Annotated in this window: 20 protein-coding genes and 1 pseudogene; 8 read left to right on the top strand and 13 right to left on the bottom strand. The window is 71.9% G+C overall.

The window, feature by feature from the left end; translation table 11 throughout:
* Positions 1–84 precede the first annotated feature (84 nt).
* The 9 genes from OGH68_RS31110 to OGH68_RS31070 form a co-directional block, all read right to left on the bottom strand.
* Positions 85–471: a VOC family protein gene (locus OGH68_RS31110; protein WP_264248681.1), complete on the bottom strand. Its 387-nt coding sequence runs from the start codon at positions 469–471 to the stop codon at positions 85–87.
* Between the two features lie 79 nt (positions 472–550).
* A complete protein-coding gene (locus OGH68_RS31105; protein ID WP_264248679.1) occupies positions 551–1,009 on the bottom strand; it encodes an SRPBCC family protein in 459 nt (152 codons plus the stop codon).
* A 229-nt stretch (positions 1,010–1,238) separates the two neighbouring features.
* Positions 1,239–2,498, bottom strand: a complete 1,260-nt coding sequence (locus OGH68_RS31100) for an ABC transporter substrate-binding protein (RefSeq protein WP_264248678.1) — start codon at positions 2,496–2,498, stop codon at positions 1,239–1,241.
* Positions 2,495–3,649 carry a branched-chain amino acid ABC transporter permease gene (locus OGH68_RS31095; protein ID WP_264250372.1) on the bottom strand — a complete coding sequence of 385 codons (1,155 nt, stop codon included), beginning with the start codon at positions 3,647–3,649 and terminating at the stop codon, positions 2,495–2,497. The genes OGH68_RS31100 and OGH68_RS31095 overlap by 4 nt, the downstream gene beginning before the upstream one ends.
* A 28-nt stretch (positions 3,650–3,677) precedes the next feature.
* On the bottom strand, positions 3,678–4,568 hold the full coding sequence (locus tag OGH68_RS31090; RefSeq protein ID WP_264248676.1) for a branched-chain amino acid ABC transporter permease: 891 nt from the start codon (positions 4,566–4,568) through the stop codon (positions 3,678–3,680).
* Positions 4,565–5,353 (bottom strand): ABC transporter ATP-binding protein, encoded by a 789-nt coding sequence (locus tag OGH68_RS31085; RefSeq protein WP_264250371.1) that lies wholly within the window; start codon positions 5,351–5,353, stop codon positions 4,565–4,567. The genes OGH68_RS31090 and OGH68_RS31085 overlap by 4 nt, the downstream gene beginning before the upstream one ends.
* A gap of 2 nt (positions 5,354–5,355) precedes the next feature.
* The gene (locus OGH68_RS31080) at positions 5,356–6,156 is read right to left on the bottom strand and encodes an ABC transporter ATP-binding protein (RefSeq protein ID WP_264248674.1); all 801 of its coding nucleotides are present in this window, start codon (positions 6,154–6,156) and stop codon (positions 5,356–5,358) included.
* A gap of 509 nt (positions 6,157–6,665) precedes the next feature.
* A complete protein-coding gene (locus OGH68_RS31075; protein WP_264248673.1) occupies positions 6,666–7,766 on the bottom strand; it encodes a glycerate kinase in 1,101 nt (366 codons plus the stop codon).
* 363 nt (positions 7,767–8,129) lie between these two features.
* A complete protein-coding gene (locus tag OGH68_RS31070) occupies positions 8,130–8,330 on the bottom strand; it encodes a type II toxin-antitoxin system VapB family antitoxin (RefSeq protein WP_264248672.1) in 201 nt (66 codons plus the stop codon).
* Between the two features lie 71 nt (positions 8,331–8,401).
* On the opposite strand from OGH68_RS31070, the gene OGH68_RS31065 reads away from it, so the two are divergent.
* A complete protein-coding gene (locus tag OGH68_RS31065) occupies positions 8,402–9,136 on the top strand; it encodes an SIR2 family NAD-dependent protein deacylase (RefSeq protein WP_264248671.1) in 735 nt (244 codons plus the stop codon).
* On the opposite strand, the gene OGH68_RS31060 is transcribed toward OGH68_RS31065, so the two are convergent.
* Both OGH68_RS31060 and OGH68_RS31055 read right to left on the bottom strand, forming a co-directional pair.
* Positions 9,133–9,642: a methylated-DNA--[protein]-cysteine S-methyltransferase gene (locus OGH68_RS31060; RefSeq protein WP_264248670.1), complete on the bottom strand. Its 510-nt coding sequence runs from the start codon at positions 9,640–9,642 to the stop codon at positions 9,133–9,135. The genes OGH68_RS31065 and OGH68_RS31060 overlap by 4 nt on opposite strands.
* Before the next feature lie 12 nt (positions 9,643–9,654).
* Positions 9,655–11,136 (bottom strand): AlkA N-terminal domain-containing protein, encoded by a 1,482-nt coding sequence (locus tag OGH68_RS31055; protein WP_264248668.1) that lies wholly within the window; start codon positions 11,134–11,136, stop codon positions 9,655–9,657.
* Positions 11,137–11,252: 116 nt separating this feature from the next.
* On the opposite strand from OGH68_RS31055, the gene OGH68_RS31050 reads away from it, so the two are divergent.
* The gene (locus OGH68_RS31050) at positions 11,253–11,852 is read left to right on the top strand and encodes a DUF4291 domain-containing protein (RefSeq protein ID WP_264248667.1); all 600 of its coding nucleotides are present in this window, start codon (positions 11,253–11,255) and stop codon (positions 11,850–11,852) included.
* A 76-nt stretch (positions 11,853–11,928) separates the two neighbouring features.
* On the opposite strand, the gene OGH68_RS31045 is transcribed toward OGH68_RS31050, so the two are convergent.
* A complete protein-coding gene (locus OGH68_RS31045) occupies positions 11,929–12,462 on the bottom strand; it encodes an O-acetyl-ADP-ribose deacetylase (protein WP_264248665.1) in 534 nt (177 codons plus the stop codon).
* A 92-nt stretch (positions 12,463–12,554) separates the two neighbouring features.
* Positions 12,555–13,628 carry a substrate-binding domain-containing protein gene (locus tag OGH68_RS31040; RefSeq protein ID WP_264248664.1) on the bottom strand — a complete coding sequence of 358 codons (1,074 nt, stop codon included), beginning with the start codon at positions 13,626–13,628 and terminating at the stop codon, positions 12,555–12,557.
* A 355-nt stretch (positions 13,629–13,983) separates the two neighbouring features.
* On the opposite strand from OGH68_RS31040, the gene OGH68_RS31035 reads away from it, so the two are divergent.
* The 6 genes and pseudogenes from OGH68_RS31035 (at position 13,984) to OGH68_RS31010 (ending at position 20,870) form a co-directional block, all read left to right on the top strand.
* Entirely contained in the window at positions 13,984–14,133 is a 150-nt protein-coding gene (locus OGH68_RS31035) for a hypothetical protein (RefSeq protein WP_264248663.1), read from the top strand.
* Between the two features lie 6 nt (positions 14,134–14,139).
* The gene (locus tag OGH68_RS31030; RefSeq protein WP_264248662.1) at positions 14,140–15,312 is read left to right on the top strand and encodes an ABC transporter substrate-binding protein; all 1,173 of its coding nucleotides are present in this window, start codon (positions 14,140–14,142) and stop codon (positions 15,310–15,312) included.
* A gap of 142 nt (positions 15,313–15,454) precedes the next feature.
* Entirely contained in the window at positions 15,455–16,354 is a 900-nt protein-coding gene (locus OGH68_RS31025) for a carbohydrate ABC transporter permease (RefSeq protein ID WP_264248661.1), read from the top strand.
* Positions 16,355–16,356: 2 nt separating this feature from the next.
* Positions 16,357–17,271 carry a carbohydrate ABC transporter permease gene (locus tag OGH68_RS31020; protein WP_264248660.1) on the top strand — a complete coding sequence of 305 codons (915 nt, stop codon included), beginning with the start codon at positions 16,357–16,359 and terminating at the stop codon, positions 17,269–17,271.
* A 41-nt stretch (positions 17,272–17,312) separates the two neighbouring features.
* Positions 17,313–18,246 (top strand): annotated as a pseudogene (locus OGH68_RS31015) (hydroxyacid dehydrogenase).
* Positions 18,247–18,446: 200 nt separating this feature from the next.
* Positions 18,447–20,870: a polysaccharide lyase 8 family protein gene (locus OGH68_RS31010; protein ID WP_264248658.1), complete on the top strand. Its 2,424-nt coding sequence runs from the start codon at positions 18,447–18,449 to the stop codon at positions 20,868–20,870.
* Positions 20,871–21,005 lie beyond the last annotated feature (135 nt).

Below are 21,005 nucleotides of genomic sequence, written 5' to 3'. Positions count from 1 at the left end.
ACTCGACGGCCGAACGCCGAGGGCCCCGGAAGCATCCGCTTCCGGGGCCCTCGGCGTTTGCCGGCCGCCGGCCGGGCCGTATGGTCAGGGACGGTGGCGCAGCGGATGGTCCTCGGGCACCTCGACCACCGCGATGCGCACCCCGTCCGGGTCCGCGATCCACATCTCGACCAGCCCCCACGGCTCCTTCTGCGGCGCCCGGAGCACCTCGACGCCCCGGGCCAGCAGCTCGTCGTGGGCGGCGTGTACATCGGGCACCTGGAGCCACAGCCGCACAGCGGGTGAGGGCGGGGTGTCGGAGCGGCCCGAGAGTTCGAGGAATCCGCCGCCGAGGAAGTACACCGTTCCCCGCTCCGGTCCGGTCCCGAATTCGCGGTAGACGGCGAGACCCAGGGTCTTGCCGTAGAAGTCGCGCGAGCGCTGCGGGTCGGTGGGGCTCAGCAGCGTCCTGCTGCCCAGTACATGCACCATGGGCAGAGCGTACGCGGCAGTGGCCGCCACCGGTGCGGTGGCGGCCACTGCGGCGACCCGGGGCCCGGGAGCCGGAGGGTCATCCGGGCTTGATGCGACCCCGCCAGGCTCCGCTCTCGCCACCGCGGTGCTCGATGTACTCCTTGAAGCGATGCATGTCGCCCTTCACCCGCCGGTCGATCATCCCGGTCATGTCACCCGCCTTCTCGGCCATGCCGCCGGGCTCGATGTCCATCACGAGTTCCACCCGTGTGTGCGTGTCGTCCAGGCGCTGGAAGCTGACCATGCCCCGCTGCTTGGTGTCGCCGCTGACGGTGCGCCATGTGATCCGTTCGTCGGGGAGCTGGTCGACGATCTCGGTGTCGAACTCCCGCTGCACCCCGCCGATCTTGGTGGTCCAGTGGTTGTGGCGGTCGTCGACCTGAGTGATCTGCTCGACGCCTTCCATGAAGTTCGGGAACTCCTCGAACTGCGTCCACTGGTTGTAGGCGGTGCGGACGGGGACCTCGACCTCGACGGTCTCCTTCACCGTGCTCATTACTGCGCCTCCTCCTGGATCTGCCGCAGGGCAAGGTCTGCCGTGCGGGCCGTGCACAGCAGGGCGGGTACCCAGTGGACGCCTTCCTGCACCCGTGAATCCACGGAGGCGAAGTCCGCATCGGCGGCAGGCGCCCGACGACCGTGCGGTGGCACGGGTCGCGCACGAAAAGCCCCGTCCCCGGGCGAGGTGCTCGGGGACGGGGACGGGAACGCAGGAACCGGGCAGGTCAGCCCACCGACGGCTGGTACGACTCCGCCGCCTGCGCGGCCGTCGCCTCGCGAACCACCTTCAGACCGCCCGGTACGGACTTGTCCGGCTTCATGATCAGGCTCTCGCGGGTGGACGGCGCCTTCGGGTCGGAGAAGTCGTGGGTGATGCCGAAGCCGTTCTCGTACGCGTTCAGCGTGAGGAGCGCCTTGTCGACGCCCTCCCTGGTCAGGTCCTTCTGGTCGCATGCCTTCTTCAGCGCCTCGCCGAAGACCGAAGCCGCCGAGTATCCGGCGACCACGCCGTTGTCGAGGCCGTCCTCCGGGTAGGCGGCCGAGTACTCCTTCGCGAGTTTCGCCGGAGCCGCGTCGGGCGCCCCGATGGGCAGCGTGGAGGCGGCGATGTAGAAGTCCTTGGACAGCGCCGGACCCGCCGGCGTGACCAGCAGCTGCGGCGCGAAGGCGGAGTTGTTGCCGACGACGGGCACGTTGAAGCCCCTCGCCGCGGCGACTCCGACCAGGGACGCCGCCTGCCGGGGTCCGGCGCTGATCAGGACCGCCTTGACGCCCGCCTTCTCCAGCGCGGCGACCTGCGCGGACATGTCGTTGTCGGTCGGCTTGATCTTCTGCTCGACGACGGTGAGCCCCGCCTGCCGGGCGGCGTACTTCGAGCCGGCGAGCGCGTTCTCGCCGTAGTCGCCCTCGAAGTACACGTGCCCGATCCTGTCGCCCTTGGCGATGCGCTTCTCGGCGAGCAGGTAGTCGACGGCGTTGATCGTCTCGATGTCGTACGTCGCGCCGAGCACCCGGATGTACGGGCTGCCGAGCAGGTTCGCGGACCACGCCTGGGGCAGCACCAGCCCCTTGTCCTGGCCGTCGATGCGCTGCTCCACCGCCGCGACGAACGGCGAGCCGATGAACTGCGCGAAGCCCAGCACCTTCGGCTCGAGCTCGGTGTAGCCGGCGACGGCCTTCTGCGGGTCGTAGCCGTGGTCGCGCACGGTCAGTTCGATCCGGCGGTCGCAGATGCCGCCGGCGTCGTTGGTCTGCTTCGCCCACAGCTGCTGCGCCTGGGTGACGCTCTTGCCGAGGGACGCGTAGACCCCGGTCATGTCGGTCAGCACACCCAGCGTGATGGTCTTGTCGGTGACGCCCTCCCCGCTCTTCACTCCCCCGGCGCCCTTGGTGTCACCGTCGCCGCCGGCGGCCTTGGAGCTGCAGCCGGCCGTCACCGTCAGCGCGAGGACGGCGAGGACCGCCGCGTACGTTCTTGACTTCATTTCTTCTCCCGAGGGGACGGAACGAGGCGGGTGAGTCCGCCGGGCAGGAACAGCACGACCGCGACGACCGCCGCGCCGTACAGATAGCGGGAGGCCTCTCCCGGGGAGACACCGCCGGTACCCGGCGCGGAGACCAGGGGCAGGGCGTCGCTCCAGCGGGTGAGCACCTGGGGCAGCAGCGAGACGAAGACCGCGCCGACGACAGCTCCCGCGACCGTGCCGAGACCGCCGATGACGATCATGGCGAGGTATTCGAGGGAGAGGATCATGCCGAAGTACTCGGGCACGGTCCGCTGGAAGACCAGGGCGAGCAGGACGCCGGCGAGGCCCGCGTACATCGACGACAGGACGAAGACGGCGGCACGGTAGCGGGCGACCGGCACGCCCATCACGCCCGCGGCGATGCGGTGGTCCCGCAGGGCGTTCATCGCGCGGCCGGGCCGGCCGCGGAGCACGCCGCGGGCGAAGAGCCCGCAGGCGAGGAGAGCGACGAGCGCGGCGTACCAGAGCTTCTCCATGGACTGGAACGGGACGGCGGCGACGAGGACTTCCGTGTCGTCGAAGTCGAACCCGAAGAGGGAGAGCGGGGGCACGGACCGCCCGTTGAAACCACCGGTCAGGTCACGGGCGTTGAACAGCACATGCTGGCCGACGAAGATCAGCGCGAGGGTCGCGATGCCGAGGTACGCCCCGCGCAGCCGGCCGGCGATCGGACTGAACACCCCGCCCGCCACCCCCGCGAGGCACACGGCGAGCACGGCGGCCAGCCAGGTCGGCAGACCGAGGCCGGTGAGCTCATGGCCGCTCTGCGTCTCGTTGCCGCCCGCCAGGATGCAGTAGCCGTACGCGCCGACGGCGAGGAAAAAGGCGTGGCCCATGGACAGCTGCCCGGTCGCGCCGGTCAGCAGGTTGAGCCCGATGGCACCTATGGCGGCGGCCATGGCGAACAGCCCGGCCTGCAGCCAGAAGCGGTCGAGGTAGAAGGGCAGCGCGAGGAGGAGGAGTGAGAACAACCCCCAGACGTACGCGCGGGGCCGCGGCCGGAACCGCCCGGCGGCCGCGGCTGGCTTGGCGGTCCGGGCGGGTGGCTGTGCCGCCTGCGTCGGCGAAGGCTTGGCGCCGGGGGCGCCCGTCGGTGGCGGGGGCGCCATCGTCGTGTCCGGGTGCGGGCGGGAGGTGTCAGACACGCGCGAGCTCCTTCGTGCCGAAGAGTCCGGCCGGCCGCGCCAGTAGCACGAGCAGCATCACCAGATACGGGGCGAGGTCGCCGATCCCCCCGCCGAGGAACGTCAGTTCGCTCTGGTAACCCGTCGCGAACGACTCCGTGACCCCGACGATCAGCCCGCCGGCCAGCGCACCCGTGGTCGAGTCCAGGCCGCCGAGGATCGCGGCCGGGAACGCCTTCAGGGCCGCGAGCGACGTGGCCCGTTCCAGACCGGGCGTCGGGAAGACGGTCAGGAACAGCGCCGCGACCGCGGCCAGCGCACCGGCGACCGCCCACGCCGACATGGACACCCGGCCGAGGCGTACCCCCATCAGCGCGGCCGTCTGCGGGTTCTCGGCCGCCGCCCGCATCGCCACGCCCCACGAGGTGTAGCGGAAGGCCAGCAGGAACGCGGTGATGAGCAGCGCCGCCGCGACGAACGCCGCGATCCTCGTCTGGGCGACGGTGATCTCACCGATGTTCACGACCCGGTCGCCCCACGGGTCGCCGAGCGCCAGCACGTCCGTGCCGATCAGACGGGTGAGTTCGGTGGTGAGAAGGATGTCGACGCCGATCGTGACGATGGCGAGGACGCTGTGGTCGGAGCCCTGGTAACGGCGCATGACCAGGAAGTCGACGGCCGAGCCGACGACCGCCGCGCCCGCGATGCCGACGGCCAGCGCCGGCCAGAAGCCGAGGTCGTCGTGGAGCACGGCGGTGATGTAGCCGCCGGCGAGGAGGAGCGACGCGTGGGCGAAGTTGACCACCTCGGTCGCCTTGAAGATCACGACGAAGCCGAGCGCGATCAGGGCGTAGACGGAGCCGATGGACAGTCCGCCGAGGAGGAGTTCGGTGAAGGTGGTCATGGCGTGGCCTCCGTACCGAGGTACGCCTGGACGACTGCCGGATCACTCTGCACCTGTGCGGGCGTGCCGCCCGCGATACGGCGTCCGAAGTCGAGCACGGTCACGGCGTCCGCGAGCCGCATCACCACCCCCATGTCATGTTCCACGAGCACGATCGATATGCCGAGGCTGTCGCGTACGCCGGCGACGACCGCGGCGGTCTGCCGCCGTTCGTCGGCGGTCATGCCCGCGACGGGTTCGTCGAGGAGCAGGATCCGCGGCTCCATGCACAGGGCGCGGGCCAGTTCCACGAGTTTCTGCTTTCCGTAAGGGAGTTCACCGGCGGGCCGGTCGAGGTCGCCGGCGAGTCCGACGAACTCGGCGATCTCCGCGACCCGTTCGCGGTGCCGGCGTTCCTCGCGCGCCGCCGACGGCAGCCGCAGTCCCGCCGCCACGAACCCGGTACGGGTGAGCCGGTGCCGGCCGAGCAGCAGGCTGTCGGCGACCGTGGCACGGGGCGGGAGCGCGAGGTTCTGGAAGGTGCGGGCCACGCCGAGGGCCGCGATGCGGTGCGGCGGCAGGCCGGTGAGCTCGTCGTCGCCGAAGCGGACGCTTCCCTCCGTCGCCCTGTAGACCCCGGAAAGGACGTTGAACGTGGTCGACTTGCCGGCCCCGTTCGGTCCGATGACGGCATGCACGCTGCCCGGCTCCACCGTGAACGACACCCCGTCGAGGGCGGTGAGCCCGGCGAAGCGGACGGTCACGTCCTCGACGGTGAGCGCCGCGTCGGTGATGCTCGTCGTCACGCTCACGCGGTCCACCTCCTGAGCGCGGGCGCCGTCCGCCCGGCGCCGTCGGCGTCCTGCGCGGCGGTCTCGTCGACGACGCCGAGGTAACGGCGCCGGACCTCGTCGGAGGCGGCCAGCTCGTCGGCGGGGCCCGCGAGCGCGACCTCGCCGACGTCGAGGACGTACGCGGTGGAGGCGAGGCGCAGGGCGATCGCCGCGTTCTGCTCGACGAGGAGGACGGACGTGCCGGCGGCGTTGATCTCCTGGACCGTCTCGGCGATCCGCGCCGCCATCAGCGGGGCGAGGCCGAGGGACGGCTCGTCCAGCAGCAGCATGCGGGGCCTGGCCATCAGCGCCCGCCCCATGGCGAGCATCTGCTGTTCACCGCCGGACAGGAGACCGGCCTTCTGGTGGGCGCGGTCGGCCAGTACGGGGAACAGTTCGTGGACGCGGGCGAGCGCGGCGGCGGACTCCCGCCGGCCGCGCACACCGAGCGTGCCGGCCCGCAGATTGTCCGCCACGGTCATCCGCGCGAAGACCTGCCGGCCCTCGGGGACCTGGACGACCCCCGCGGCCACGACGCCGGCGGCACCGAGGCCGTCGAGGCGGCGGCCCTCGAAGGTGATCGTCCCGGCGGTGACCTGCCCGCGCTGGAACGGCAGTGTGCGGGACACCGCACGCAGCAGGGTGGACTTGCCGGCGCCGTTGCCGCCGAGCACGGCGACGACGGCGCCTTCGGGCACGTCGACGGACACGTCCCGCAACGCCCGCACCGGCCCGTACCCCACGGACAGCGCCCGCACCTCAAGCGCGGCGGCCATACGCAACCCCTTGTCCGGCTCGCCAACGGTCGGCTCGCCTGTCGGGGCCCAACATCAGCACCGGCGGCCGTGCGGGGTCCACGCCTGGCGGACTACTCGGTGCGGCTGACCAGCGGCGAGAGGGGCACGTTGTGCACGCGCACAGTGGGTGCGGGCAGGTGGCGCCTGCGGCGGGCTGTTCCGCCTACTCGCCCCTTCACGAAACCGGGGGCTCCTCCCCCTGGGCCTGGCGGCCTGGGGCCCCACCGGACCCCCGCGCCTCAAACGCCGGCGAGGCTGGGGGCACTCCCCCTACGGCCTGGCGGCGTGGGAGGCACCCCCACCCACGGCGCCAGGCCGTAGGGGGAGATTGAGGACACCGCGCGAAGCGCGGTACGGGTCCTGGGCCGCCCACGCCGCCAGTCGTAGAGGGAGGAACCCGCCACGCGGCGGAGGCGCATATCGGTACAGCGAGAAGGGGCGTGGTGGGGAACAGCCCGCCGCAGGCGTGGCCCGGGGGTGCCGGAGGGTCAGGTCAGGAAGTCGCGGGCGATCGACTCCGCCGCCCGCTCCAGCAGCGGCCCCGCCTCCGCCATGCACTTCGCCGGGTCCGGTTCGATCGCCGTCAGGGCGTAGGCACGGCGGATGCCCGCACGACCCAGGGCCTCGGGAGGCAGCGCCAGGCGGCCGCAGACCGCGACGACCTCGATGCCGCGCGCCCGGGCGGCCGCCGCGACACCCGCGGGGGCCTTGCCGTGCAGGGTCTGCTCGTCGAGGGAGCCCTCGCCGGTGATGACGAGGGTGGCCCGCGCCAGCGCGGGAGCGAAGCCGAGGACGTCGAGCATGACCTCGATACCGGGCCGGAAGCTCGCGCCGAGGGCGACGAGCGCCCCGTAGCCGATGCCGCCGGCCGCGCCCGCGCCGGGCAGGTCCGCCTCGTCGGGGCCGAGGACGGACGCGTAGTGCGCGAGGGCCTCGTCGAGGACGGCGACGTCCTCGGGTGTGGCGCCCTTCTGCGGGCCGTAGACCGCGGGCGCGCCCTTGGGCCCGGTCAGCGGGTTGTCGACGTCGCTGGCGAGGATCAGGTCCACGTCCTTGAAGCGGGCGTCCAGCCCGGACAGGTCGGCCGTGGCCAGTTCGCGCAGGCCCCCGCCGCCGGGCGGCACGGGCCGGCCGGACGCGTCGAGGAAGCGTGCGCCGAGCGCGGCGAGCATCCCGGCCCCGCCGTCGGTGGTCGCGCTGCCGCCGACGCCGAAGACGATCGTGCGCGCGCCCGCGTCGAGGGCGGCGCGCAGCAGTTCCCCGGAGCCGTACGTCGTGGCGGTCAGCGGTGCGAAGACACCCGCCGGCAGGTGCTGGAGCCCGGAAGCCTCCGCCATCTCGACGACGGCCGTGCCGTCCCGCAGGGCGTAGGCCGCGGTGAGGGACTCGCCGCGCGGCCCGGTGACCCGCACCTCACGGCGTTCGAACCCGGCCGCCACCGCGGCGGCGACCGTGCCGTCGCCGCCGTCGGCCACGGGCAGGGCCTCCACGGGCAGCCCGGGAACGACCCGCTGGAGGCCGGCCGTCACCCGCTCCGCGACCTGCACGGCCGTGAGCGAGCCCTTGAACTTGTCAGCCGCGACGAGCACTCGCGCGGGCTGAGTAACTGCTCCGTCCGTCACCTTGCATCCCTTGCTATCGAACAGGCAGTCGCGCCGCCCCGACCTTATCGGCACTGCCGGAGGGCGTGCCACCCCGTCATCGTCCGACATCGCAGGTAAAAGATGGTCGTGAAGTAAAAGCCGGGCGCGTCGGCCGCGGGCCCGCGGCCCGCCGGTACGAGCCGACACGGCGGCACAGGGCCTCCGGGACAGTTCGGGCTGGTCGCGCTCGACGACGGCCGGTTCCACCTGGGCGTGGACGCCAAGGTCCGCGACGGCGGCGTCATCAGGCAGACCGGCAGCGCCGTGACGCACCGCTGGACGGGCGCCGCGCCGACGCCGTCGTCAAAGTCACCCCTGGGGCTCCGGAGGCTTGAGGTCGCGCTCGGCGCGGGGCTCCTCGCGCTCGGCCACCCGCGCCTCGGTGCGGTGGCCGCGCGCGATGTAGTCGCGTACGACCAGCTCGACGGCGTCCTGCGGACTGCCCACGCCTGCCAGCACCATGACCTCGACGACGAGTTCGGCGTCGAGGTTTATCGTGACCTTCGCCATGGGCGGACGGTAGCACCGGTGGTGCGCAAACGGTTCGCGAACGGCGATACGGCCTGCATAGGCTCGGCCGTATGACTCTCGTCGCGATGCTCAGCGGCGCCGGCATCTCCACGGACTCCGGCATCCCCGACTACCGTGGCCCGAAGGGCCTTTGGCGCCGTGATCCGGAGGCCGAGAAGCTCGTCACCTACGACTACTACATGGCCGACCCCGACATCCGCCGCCGCTCGTGGATCATGCGGCGAGAGAGCGCGACCTGGAACGCGGAGCCGAACGCCGCGCACCGGGCCGTGGCCGAACTCGACCGCCGCCCCGGTGTCGCGGTGCGGGTCATCACCCAGAACGTCGACGGGCTGCACCAGCTCGGCGGTATGCCCGACCGCAAGGTGCTGGAACTGCACGGCACCGCGCGGACGGTGACCTGCACCCGCTGCCACGTCCGCTCGCCGATGGCCGAGGCGCTGGCACGCGTGGCTGCCGGGGAGGACGACCCGGCGTGCACGGTGTGCGGGGGGATTCTCAAGTCGGCGACTGTCATGTTCGGTGAGCGGCTGGACCCGGTGGTGCTCGGCAAGGCCATGGCCGTCGCCAAGGCGTGCGAGGTGTTCGTCGCCGTCGGCACGACGCTCCAGGTGCAGCCGGCCGCGTCGCTGGCCGGTGTCGCGGCCGAGCACGGCGCCCGGCTGATCGTGGTGAACGCCGAGCCGACGCCGTACGACGAACTGGCCGACGAGATCGTGCGGGAGCCGATCGGGACGGCGCTGCCGGCGCTGCTGGAGCGGTTGGCCGGCTGGAAGCCGGCCTAGAAGAGCGTGCCGTCGCCCGCCCCCCGCTCGAACGCGAGCAGCCGCTGCTTGCGTTCCAGTCCGCCGCCGTAGCCGACGAGGCTGCCGGACGAGCCGATGACCCGGTGGCAGGGCACGATGATGCCGATCGGGTTCTTGCCGTTGGCGAGGCCCACCGCGCGGGACGCGCCCCGGTTGCCGAGCTCCCCGGCGAGCTCGCCGTACGTGCGGGTCTCGCCGTACGGGATGTGCCGCAGCCGGTCCCAGACGCGGCGCTGGAATGGCGTGCCCTCGAGGTGCAGGGGCAGGTCGAAGTGGGTCAGTTCGCGGGCGAAGTACGCCTCCAGCCTGCGGATCGTCCCGCCGAAGGGCGTCGCGTCGCGTTCGCCGAAGGTCTCCTGTGCCGGGCGGTGCCGCTGTCCGGCCATGTAGAGGCCGCTGAGCACGCCGTCGGTGGCCACGAGCGTGAGCGGGCCGTACGGGCTGTCGACGACCGTGTGCCGCCTGGTGGTGGTGATGCTGGTCATGGCTGGACTTCCTTACGCGGGCAGGTGGTTGATGGGGTGGTCGTCCGACGCCCACAGGTACTGGACCGCGTAGGCGCGCCAGGGCCGCCAGGCGGCCGCGCGTGCGGTGAGGGCGGCGGGCGTGGCCGGCAGCCCCAGTTCGGCGGCGGCGCGGCGCATGCCGAGGTCGGTGGGCACGAAGGCGTCCGGGTCGCCGAGGGCGCGCATGGCGACGACCTCGACGGTCCACGGTCCGAAGCCGGGCAGTGCGGCGAGCTGCGCCCGTGCCCGCTCCCAGTCGCTGCCGGGGTCGAGCTTCAGGGTCCCGTCGGCGAGGGCCGCGACCAGTGTGGTCAGGGTCGTGCGGCGGCTGCGGGGCAGCGCCAGGGTCTCCGGGTCGAGGGCCGCCAGCGCCTGGGAGGTCGGGAAGAGGTGGGTGAGACCGCCCTCGGCGTCCTCGACGGGCACGCCGTGCGCCTTGACGAGGCGGCCCGCGTGGGTACGGGCGGCGGCCGTGGAGACCTGCTGGCCGAGCACGGCCCGTACGGCGAACTCGGCCGCGTCGACGGTGCGCGGCACGCGCCGCCCGGGTGCCTTGTCGACCAGCGGGGCCAGCGACGGATCGTCCCGCAGCTGATCGTCGACGGCGACCGGGTCGGCGTCCAGGTCGAGCATCCACCGGCATCTGCTGATCGCGATGGTCAGATCGCGCGGGTCGGTGAGGGACAGGCGGCAGCCGATGTGGTCGGGGTGCGGGGTGAGGGCGACGATCCCGTGCCCGTACGGCAGGGACAGCGTGCGCCGGTACGAGCCGTCCCGCCATTCCTCGACGCCGGGCACACCGGTCGCCGCGAGATGGCCGAAGAGGTTGCTCGGCTCGAGGGGCGCCCGGTACGGGAGCCTGAGGGCGATCACGCCGGGGGTCGGCAGGGCCGCGGGTGCGGCACGGGTGCGTCCGGCGCGCTCGCGCAGCTCACTGGGGGCGAGGGCGAAGACCTCGCGGACGGTGTCGTTGAAGGTGCGGATCGAGGCGAAGCCGGCCGCGAAGGCGACCTCGGCCATGGGCAGTGCGGTCGTCTCGATGAGGAGCCGCGCGGTCTGCGCGCGCTGCGCCCTGGCCAGGGCGAGGGGCCCGGCACCGAGTTCGGCGAGCAGTTGGCGCTCGACCTGCCGGGCCGAGTACCCGAGCCGCGCGGCGAGCCCGGGCACGCCCTCCCGGTCGACGACGCCGTCCCTGATGAGCCGCATGGCGCGCGCGACGGCGTCGGCGCGGGCGTTCCACTCGGGCGATCCGGGGCTGGTGTCGGGCCGGCATCGCTTGCAGGCCCGGAACCCGGCCTGCTGGCAGGCGGCGGCGCTCGGGTAGAAGGTCATGTTCTCGGCCTTCGGCGGCACGACCGGGCAGCTGGGGCGGCAGTAGATCCGGGTGGTCAGGACGGCGGTGAAGAACCATCCGTCGAACCGCGCGTCCTTGGACCGGACGGCGCGCACGCAGCGTTCGATGTCGGTGTGCATGCGTTCCAGGATGAGGCCTGCGAAGTCCGGGGGCTGGCGGGAATCCGACATCGCCCTTGGCCTGCCAGGGCGAAAACCGGTTCCCATTGGTCCGGGTCCGCGCTTAGGGTCGCGCCATGCTGCAGAGCCCCACGCACGAGGTCCGTGCGGTCTTCACCGACGAGACGATCACCGTGTACCAGGCGTACGCCGCCGGGATCGCGGAACCGGCGCTGGCGGCGGGCACCTTCGTCGCCCCGTTCAGGCGCACGCGGATGACCTGGATCAAGCCGTCGTTCCTGTGGATGATGTACCGCTGCGGGTGGGGCAGGAAGCCGGACCAGGAGCGGGTGCTGGCGATCGACATCACCCGCGAGGGCTTCGAGTGGGCGCTCTCCCGTGCCTGCCTCAGCCATTTCGACCGGTCACGTTTCGCGGCCGAGGCGCAGTGGCGCGAAGCGCTCAGGTCGAGTCCGGTCCGGGTCCAGTGGGACCCGGAGCGGGACCTCGGCCTGAACCCGCTGCCGCACCGGGCGATCCAGATCGGTCTGTCGGGACCGGCGGTCGACCGGTACGTGGACGACTGGATCACCGGCATCCGTGATGTGACGCCACTGGCGCACGAGATCCGCGAGACGGTGGCGGGCGGCGACCTTGATGCGGCACGGGCGCTTCTCCCGCCGGAGCGGCCGTACCCGCTTCCCGCGGCGGCGGCCGACCGCGTCGGGCACCGTTGACGGCTGCCCCTGGCGTGCCGACGTCCGCCCCGGCGGGCGTCAGAGCAGGCGGGCCACCCGACGCCGCCGTCGGGCGTCAGGCGTCGGCGGCGAGCGCCGTCTCGAACGCGGCGTACGCCGTCTCGTCGAACACGACGAAGCGCACCTCGGTGACGGGCTCCGCGGCCGTCTCCCGGACCGTGCGGACCGCGATGCGGGCGCCGTCGTCGAGGGGCCATCCGTAGACGCCGGTCGAGATCGCGGGGAACGCCACGGTCCGCGCGCCCAGTTCGGCCGCCACGCGCAGGGATTCGCGGTAGCAGGAGGCGAGCAGCTCCGAGCGGTCCTCCGTCGTGCTGTGAACCGGGCCGACGGTGTGGATGACGTGCGCCGCGTGGAGTCGTCCGGCCGTGGTGGCGACGGCCTGGCCGGTGGGAAGCCCCTTGCCGTAACGGGAGGCGCGCAGGGCACGGCAGTCGGCGAGGATCTCCGGGCCGCCCTTGCGGTGGATGGCGCCGTCGACCCCGCCGCCGCCCAGCAGTGAGGAGTTGGCGGCGTTGACGACGGCGTCGGCGTGCTGCTCGGTGATGTCGCCGCGGACGAGTGTGATGGCAGGCGTGGACTGCGTCATGGGTGTCATCATTCCTGCCCTCGCACGCCCTTGACCATCTGGCGCGCGAGCCGTTCCCGCGCCCCCGGCCGGCTCACCGGCGACCGCGGCGATCAGGTTCTGTCCGGTGTGCTGGAGGAGCGGATGTGCAGTTCCGGCAGGATCGACAGCCGGTGCCGGGCCCGCCCGGGGTCGGCGAGCCGGCACGCGAGCAGGTCCACGGCGGCCGCGCCCACCGCGTGCTTGGGCGGGGCGACCGCGCTGAGCGGGATGTCCGCGAGCGACGCGACCTCGTCGTCGTACGCGACGATCGCGAGATCGCCGGGCACGTCGATGCCGCGGGCCCGCAGCCGCTGGAGCAGCATGATCGCGTCGTGGTCGTTGTGGATGAGCACGGCGTCCAGCCGCCCCTCGCCGGCGGCGTCGGCGAGGGCGGTCAGCAGCCGCTCCCGCTCGGCGGTGTCACCGGCCGGCGGCGGGAGCCGCAGGAGGGCCGCCGCGGGGGGTTCCAGCCCGGCCGACGCGAGCCCGCCGCGGTAGCCGTCCAGCACCAGCGCCCCGTGCGGGCTGTCGTCGCGCAGCATAAGCCCGATCCGCCGGTACCCGCCGTCCGCCAGGTGCCGTACGGCGATCCCGGCCCCGTACGCGTGGTCGGTGACGACCTGCTCGGCGCCTGGGAGGTCGTCCCCTGCCCGGCGTTCCACGAGGACGTGCGGCACGGCGAGCCCCGCCAGCCAGGGCTCGGCGACGGCCGGGTCGCAGGGGGTGATCAGCAGTCCGTCGATGCCGTCGGCGAGCATCTGCCGGGCCTGTGTCTGCTCCTGCTCGGGCGAGTACTGGGAGATGCCGAGGACGAGCCGGATGCCGCGCTCGCCGGCGGCCTCCCGGGCGCCCTTGATCACTTCCGGGTAGTAGTAGTCGGCGGCCGGCACGATGAGGCCGAACACTTCCCCGCCTTGGGGGCGGGCCGCCGCGGGGGGTGCGGTGCCCGTCGCCCCGGCGCGGGTCTCGGGGAGGACGGCGCCGCCGTGCACGCGGACGACCAGCCCGAGCTCCGCGAGGGTTTCCACGTCCCGGCGGATCGTGACCGGCGAGACCTGCATCTCCTCCGCGAACTCCGTGACACGGAGCGTGCCCCGCTCCCGAAGTCGGCGGAGTATCGCCTGATGCCTCTCTTCGGCGTGCATGTGGTCCCGGTCCCCTCCTCGTCGGTTGATGCAGTGTAGCCGCCCACTGATCGACCGTGAACGTTTCTGCTCGATCAATCATCCGTCGGGGCGCTCAACCACCACCCAGGCCCCACTCGGCGACTTGAGTGGGGCTGCCGACGAGCTGCCCCGGCGGCTGGAACCGGGCGGCTTCTCCCCGGCCAGGGCCGGTCGACAGGCGGGCGGAGGCGGTCCTGGGCGGCGCGTGCGCTCAAGCGGATCGATATCGCGCCTTGATGATCGTTTGTTCATTCCCTATTGACTCTGATCGTTTCTGGTCGAAAGATATGCGTCGACTCGCCGCCTTCTGCAGGCCTCCCCGAGGAGCAGCGCCATGCCGCCCACCTTCCGTAAGACCTCCACGGCCCTTGCGGCCGCACTGGCCTCCCTGGCAGTACTGGCCACCGCCTGCGGGGGCTCCGACTCCGGTGCCTCCGACTCGGGAACCGGCGCCGCCGGCAAGCCCGTCGAGATCACCTACTGATCCTGGATGCCCGGCACCAAGGACATGGCCGCCGCATTCAACAAGTCCCACCCGGACATCAAGGTCACCTTCGCCGAGATTCCCGCCGGTCTGAACGGCGGGTACGACAAGATCTCCAAGGCGGTCAAAGCGGGCAACGCCCCGGACGTCGTCAACGTCGAGTACCAGGCCGTGCCCGACCTGGTGACCCAGGGACTGCTGCGCGACAGCAGCGCCGAACTCGGCCCGGCCGTCGAGAGCTACGCCCCCGAGGCCGTGCGGAGCCTGGTCACCCTCGGCGGCAGGACATGGGCCGCTCCCTACGACGTCGGACCGCAGACGCTCTACTACCGCACCGACCTCTTCGAGCAGTACGGCATCGAAGTCCCCACCACCTGGGACCAGTTCAGGACCGCCGCCCAGAAGGTCAGGACCGCCTCCAGGGGGCAGGCCCGGCTGCTCGACTTCTGGGGCGACGACACCGCCACCTGGGCGGGCCTGGCCCAGCAGGCCGGTGCACAGTGGTACGGCACCGAAGGCGACGCGTGGAAGGTGAGCATCACCGACCCGGCCACCAAGAAGGTCGCCGACTACTGGAAGGACCTGGTCCAGAACGACCTCGTCCTCAACCACAAGGCCTGGAGCCCCGAGGCCACCAAGGCCGTCACGGATTCCAGAGCGATCGCCCTGATCGGCGCGTCCTGGAGCGCCGGCTCCATCAGGACCACCTACCCCGAGCAGGCCGGCAAGTGGGCCGAGGCTCCTCTCCCGCACTGGAGGACGCCCGTCACCGGCGCGGTCGGCGGCTCGGCCTTCGCCGTCACCAAGGACAGCGACAAGGCCGAGGCGGCAGCCGAGTTCATCAAGTGGGCCACCACCGACGAGGCGGCCGTCAAGGCCCGGCTCGCGGCCGGCACCTCCAGTGCCCTGCCCGCGGCGGAGAAGCTGCGCGCCACGGCCGAGTCGACCTTCGACGCCTCGTTCTTCGGCGGTCAGGACATCTACGCCGTCGCCGCCGCCCAGGTCCCGAACATCGCCGAGAACTGGACCTGGAGCCCGGTGCACAACTCCACGACGATGACGCTGCAGGCGGAGTTCGGCAAGGCGCAGAAGACCGGTGAGTTCTGGCCCGCCTTCCGGGCCGGCCAGGCCGCGGCCGAGAAGGCCGTCACCGACCGCGGGCTGAAGCTCGCCAAGTGACCACCGCCGTCCGGTCCGTGCGGGGTGGAGCCGCCGGCCGCCCCGCACGGACCGGGACCACGGCCGCCGGGGCGCCCCGGGCTGCGGAACGTCTCCCGCGCCCTCCCGCCCCGGCCGCCGACCATCCAAGGAGCCACCGCCGATGACCTCCCGGCTCGCCCCGGGGCAGCGCAGCACGCCGGCCCTCTTCATCGCCCCCTTCCTCGCACTCTTCCTCGCCACCCTCGTCGCGCCCGTCGCGTACTCGCTGTGGATGAGCCTGTTCCGTGAACAGGCCACCTCCGGTCTCGGATTCGGCGGCACGCAGACGCTCTTCGTCGGCGCGGGGAACTACCTGCGGGCCCTGGGAGACCCGACGTTCCACCGCGGCTTCCTGCACATCGCCCTGTACTGCGTGATCTACATCCCGGTGATGGTGGGCGGCGCGCTGGCGCTCGCCCTGCTGGTGGACTCGGCGATGGCCGGGGCGAAGAAGTTCTTCCAGCTGGCGTACTTCCTGCCGCACGCCGTACCCGGGCTGATCGCCGCGATCATCTGGGGCTTCCTCTACACACCGGGTCTCAGTCCGGTGGTGGACCTTCTGCGGGCCTTCGGGGCGGAGTGGGACTTCCTCGGCCCCGACGGGGTGGTCTTCTCGATGGCCAACGCCGCCGCCTGGCAGTGGATCGGCTACAACATGGTGATCTTCTACGCCGCGCTGCAGGCCGTGCCGAGGGAGATGCTCGAGGCGGCCACGGTCGACGGCACGGGCGAGTTGCGCACCGCCCTGTCCGTGAAGCTGCCGATGATCCGCTCCTCCGTCGTCCTCACCATGCTCTTCACCGCCGTCGGCGCGATCCAGCTCTTCAACGAGCCGGAGGTGCTGCGCAGCCGGTCGTCCGCCGTCTCCCAGGACTGGAGCCCGGTGATGTACATCTACCAGGCCGCCTTCACCGAGCACGACTACGGCCTGGCCGCCGCGGCGTCCCTGCTGCTGGCGCTGCTCGGTGCCGTGCTCTCCTTCGTCATCACCAAGCTCGGCAACCGCTGGAAGGAGGCGTGACCATGGCCGTCACCGCTCCGCCGCGCACCCCCGCTCCCCCACGACGCGCCCCGCAGGCCGCGCCCCGCCGCACACCCACCGGCCCGTCCTGGTCCTCCAGGGCCGTCGTCAACACGCTGCTCGGCATCGTCGCGGTCTACACGCTGATGCCCCTGAGCTGGCTGCTGGTCAACGCCACCAAGAACAACGGCGACCTGTTCGGCCGGCCGGGATTCCGGCTCGCGGAGTTCAACCTCTTCACCAACCTCGCCGACCTCTTCGCGTACCAGGACGGGGTCTTCGGCCGCTGGATGGCGAACAGCATGCTGTACTCGGTCGTCGGCGCTCTCGCCTCCACCCTGATCTCCCTGCTCGCCGGATACGCCTTCCACACGTACGGCTTCCGCGGCAAGGAGAAGCTGTACGGACTGGTGCTGCTCGGCATCCTCGTCCCGCACACCGTCATCTCGCTGCCGATGTACCTGATGGCGTCGGAGGCCGGACTGGTCAACTCGTACTGGGCCGTGCTGATCCCCGGCCTGGTGAACCCCTTCGGGGTGTATCTGGCCCGCGTCTTCTCGGAGAGCTACGTCCCCGGCGAGACGCTGGAGGCCGCCCGGCTCGACGGCGCCGGCGAGCTGCGGGCCTTCCGGTCGGTCGCACTGCCGATGCTCTCCCCCGCCTTCGTGACGATCTTCCTCTTCTCCTTCACCGGCAGCTGGAACAACTTCTTCCTGCCCCTGGTGATGCTGAACGACTCGGCTCTCTACCCGGTGGGCCTGGGCCTCTACAACTGGAACGCCACGCTCGCCCAGGAACCGCAGCTCTACTCGTTCGTCATCACAGGCTCGCTGCTGTCCGTCGTTCCGCTCGCTGTGGCCTTCGTCGCGCTCCAGCGCCACTGGCGTTCCGGCCTGACCGCAGGAGCCGTCAAGTGACGCATCCGTCCCCGTACCGCCGACCCCGCACCGTCCTTGCCATGGACCTGCCGGTCCGGGACGCGCTGTTCGACCGGGCGGCCCTGGAGCGCCTGACGGCGGTCGCCGACACCGATCCGTCCGTGGTGGTCCACGACTTCGCCGACCCGGCGCGGGCCGACGTGCTCGCCACGGCGGAGGCGCTGGTGACCGGCTGGGGATGCCCGCCGCTGACCGCCGAGGCACTGGAGCGACCACATCACCGACGCCTGCTGGGAGCGGGGCCTGACAGTCGCCTCGGCGGCCGGGGCGAACGCGCTGCCGGTGGCGGAGTACACCGTCGCCGCGATCCTGTTCGCCGGCAAACGGGTGCTGCACGCGAGTCGCGTGTACCGGGACGAGCGTGCCCGGGTGAGCCCCATCGACATCATCGGTCCGGGCGGCAACTACCGCCGTACGGTCGGAGTCGTCGGCGCGTCGCGGATCGGGCGGCGGGTGGTCGAGCTGTTGCGCCCGTACGACCTGCGGGTGCTGCTGTACGACCCGTACGCGGACGAGGAGGAGGCGGCGCGGCTCGGGGCCCGTGCGGTGGACCTGGACACACTGGTCCGCTCGAGCGACGTGGTGACCGTCCACGCGCCCGAACTTCCCGAGACGCGGCACCTGTTCGACCGGGCCCGGCTGCGGCTGCTGCCGGACGGGGCCACGCTCATCAACACGGCCCGCGGCTCGCTGGTCGACACACAGGCCCTGACGGAGGAGCTCGCCGCGGGACGGCTGAACGCGGTGCTGGACGTGACCGAACCGGAGGTCCTGCCCGCCACGTCCCCGCTGTACCACCTGCCCAACGTGCTGCTGACCCCGCATGTGGCGGGCTCGCTCGGCAACGAGCTGGGCCGGATGGCGCAGGCGGCGCTGGACGAACTCGAGCGGTACGCGCGGGGAGTGCCGTTCGCCGATCCGGTACGGGCGGAGGCGCTGACACGCTCGGCGTGAGTCCCGCGACCTCGGTGACGCGCAGGAAGCCGTGCCCGGGAGCGCCATCACTCTGCTTACGTTCTTCATCGTTTCCCTTCGAAAAACGAAGAATCACTCAAGAGCGTGCGAGAACCATTGCTGATCGATGAAATCGCGTGCTAGAAACCGCGACACCGACTGTGCAGCACAGGCGTTGCACCGACTCACCGGGAGCCTCCATGCCACCTACGTGGTCACGCCGTACCTTCGTCCGGACCGCCGCAGGAGCTGTCCTCGCCTCAGGTGCCGGCGGCCTGGCCGCCCACCCGGCGTCCGCCTCGAAAACCGACGGCGGCGACGCAGCCGACGACTTCGGCGTACTGCGCGCGAAGTGGCGCGAGCTGATCCTGGGCACGGGGGTCAACCCGGCGGCGGAGCCGTTCAGGACGCTGCTGGCGGCTCTCGGCACCAGCGCGAGGGCCCATCTGGACACCATGGCACCCACGAGCGGTGCGCTCTGGGCCGACCAGGTGTGGGCGGACCCCGATCCGGACACCGATGCGGAGTCCTATGCCTACTCGGCGCGGATGGGCACCAGTTACAACCGGCTGAACACCATGGCACAGGCCTACTGCCAGCCCGGGACGGGACTGACCGGGGACACCGCCCTGCGTGACGCGGTCCTGACCGGCCTCGACCACCTGTACTCCGAGGTCTACAACGAGGGCACCGCCCGGTACGGCAACTGGTGGAACTGGCAGATCGGTGTGCCGCAGATGCTCATGGACACCTGTGTCCTGCTCTACGACCACCTGACGCAGACACAGATCTACAACTACTGCCGGGCCGTCGACCACTTCGTACCGGACTCGGTCTTCGACAGGTACACGGGGACGAGCACGGGTGCCAACCGCGTGGACCTGTGCCGGAGCGTCATCCTGCGGGGCGTCGTCGGCAGGAACCCGGACAGGATCACCTCGGCGGCGGCCGCCCTCGGCCCTGTGTTCCCGTATGTCACCTCGGGCGACGGGTTCTACGCCGACGGCTCGTTCATCCAGCACCGCAACGTCCCCTACATCGGCGGATACGGAGCGGTCCTCCACGACGGCGTGGGCCGGCTGCTGGCGCTGCTGCGCGGATCGCCCTGGCAGATCGACGACCCGAACACGCAGCTGTTCCTCGACACCGTCGACCGTGCCGTCGCGCCGTTCATCTACAACGGCCTGATGATGGACAACGTGTCCTCCCGCGGGATCACCCGGCAGGGGACCTCCGACCACACCCGCGCGCACAGTCTGCTGGCCACCGTGCTGCTCGTCGGCCAGGGCGCGAGCGCGGAGGAGAACGCCCGCTGGCGTGCCATGGTCAAGGGGTGGCTGCGCCGGGACTACTACCGCCCGGCGCTCAGCAACACCGGCCTCGGCCTGAGCCGAGCGGCCCTGCTCCAGGCCCTGCAGGACGACGACACCGTCAAGGCCGCCCCTGAGCCGGTCGAGCACCGGCTCTTCCACAACATGGCACGGGCCACTCACCGGCGCCCCGGCTGGGCCGCCTCCGTGTCCATGGCCGCCGAGCACATCGCCCACTACGAGTTCGGCAACGGCGAGAACGCCCGCGGATATCACACCGGAGCCGGCTGGCTGTCCTGGTGGGGCGACGACTTCGGTCTCGAGCACTACTCCGACGCCTTCTGGCCGACCGTCGACCCCTACCGCCTCCCCGGCATCACCGCTTCCCGCAAGCCCCTCCCGGACGGTGCCGGCGGCAACTGGGGCCAGCCCTGCCCGGACGCCCAGTGGGTCGGTGGCACCACCGACGGCCGGTTCGGCGCCACCGGACAGCACCTCAAGGGTCTCTTCAGCACGATGAGCGCCAAGAAGTCCTGGTTCTGGCTGGACGACTCCGTCGTGTGCCTCGGCGCCGGCATCACCTCCACCGACGGGTACGCCGTCGAGACCACCGTCGACAACCGCAACCTCGGCGCGAACGGCGCCCCGGTCCTCACCGTCGACGGCATCGCCCAGCCGAGCACCCAGGGCTGGACGGGAACCTTCGACGACGCGAGCTGGGCGCACATCGCCGGACAGGCCGGTTACGTCTTCCCCGACGGCGGCCGGCTCCGCGCCGTACGTGAGGAACGCACCGGAGCCTGGAAGGACATCAACGTCAACGGCACCACCGACCCGGTCACGCGGCGCTATCTGACGCTGTTCACCGACCACGGCGTGGACCCCGCCGACGCCTCCTACACCTACGTGCTCCTCCCCGGAGCCGGCGCCGCCGCCACCGCCCGGCGAGCGGCGGAGAGGGGCCGGGTGAGAATCCTGGCCAACACCGGGAGCCTGCAGGGCATCCGTGCTCCGCGCCTCGGCCTCACCGCCGTCAACTTCTGGGCCGCGGGCCGGGTTGAGAGGATCACCGCCGACGCCCCCGCGTCGGTCCTGATCACGGAGCGGCGCGACGGCACCGCCACCGTCGTGGTGTCCGACCCCGCCCGCCGGGCCACCTCGCTGGAGATCACCTGGCACCGCGACGTCTCCGCCGTGCTCTCCAAGCCGGCCACCGTGCTGGCGACAGGCATCGGCTCGGCACTGAGGATCACTTTCGGTGATCTCACCGCCCAGGCGGGCGCACCGCAGAAGATCACCGTGCGCCTCGCCTGACCCGACGACCACGACCGCGACGATCACGACGACCGCCACAACTCGGCAGGGAGAGCAACAAACCCCGATGGGGCACCTGCGGTGCCACCATCGAGGGCGTCTCGTCGACCAACTGGGTCGACGACCCGCGGCTCG

The organism is Streptomyces peucetius, assembly GCF_025854275.1.
GTDB lineage: Bacteria > Actinomycetota > Actinomycetes > Streptomycetales > Streptomycetaceae > Streptomyces > Streptomyces peucetius_A.
This window is presented reverse-complemented; position numbering and strand designations above follow the sequence as displayed.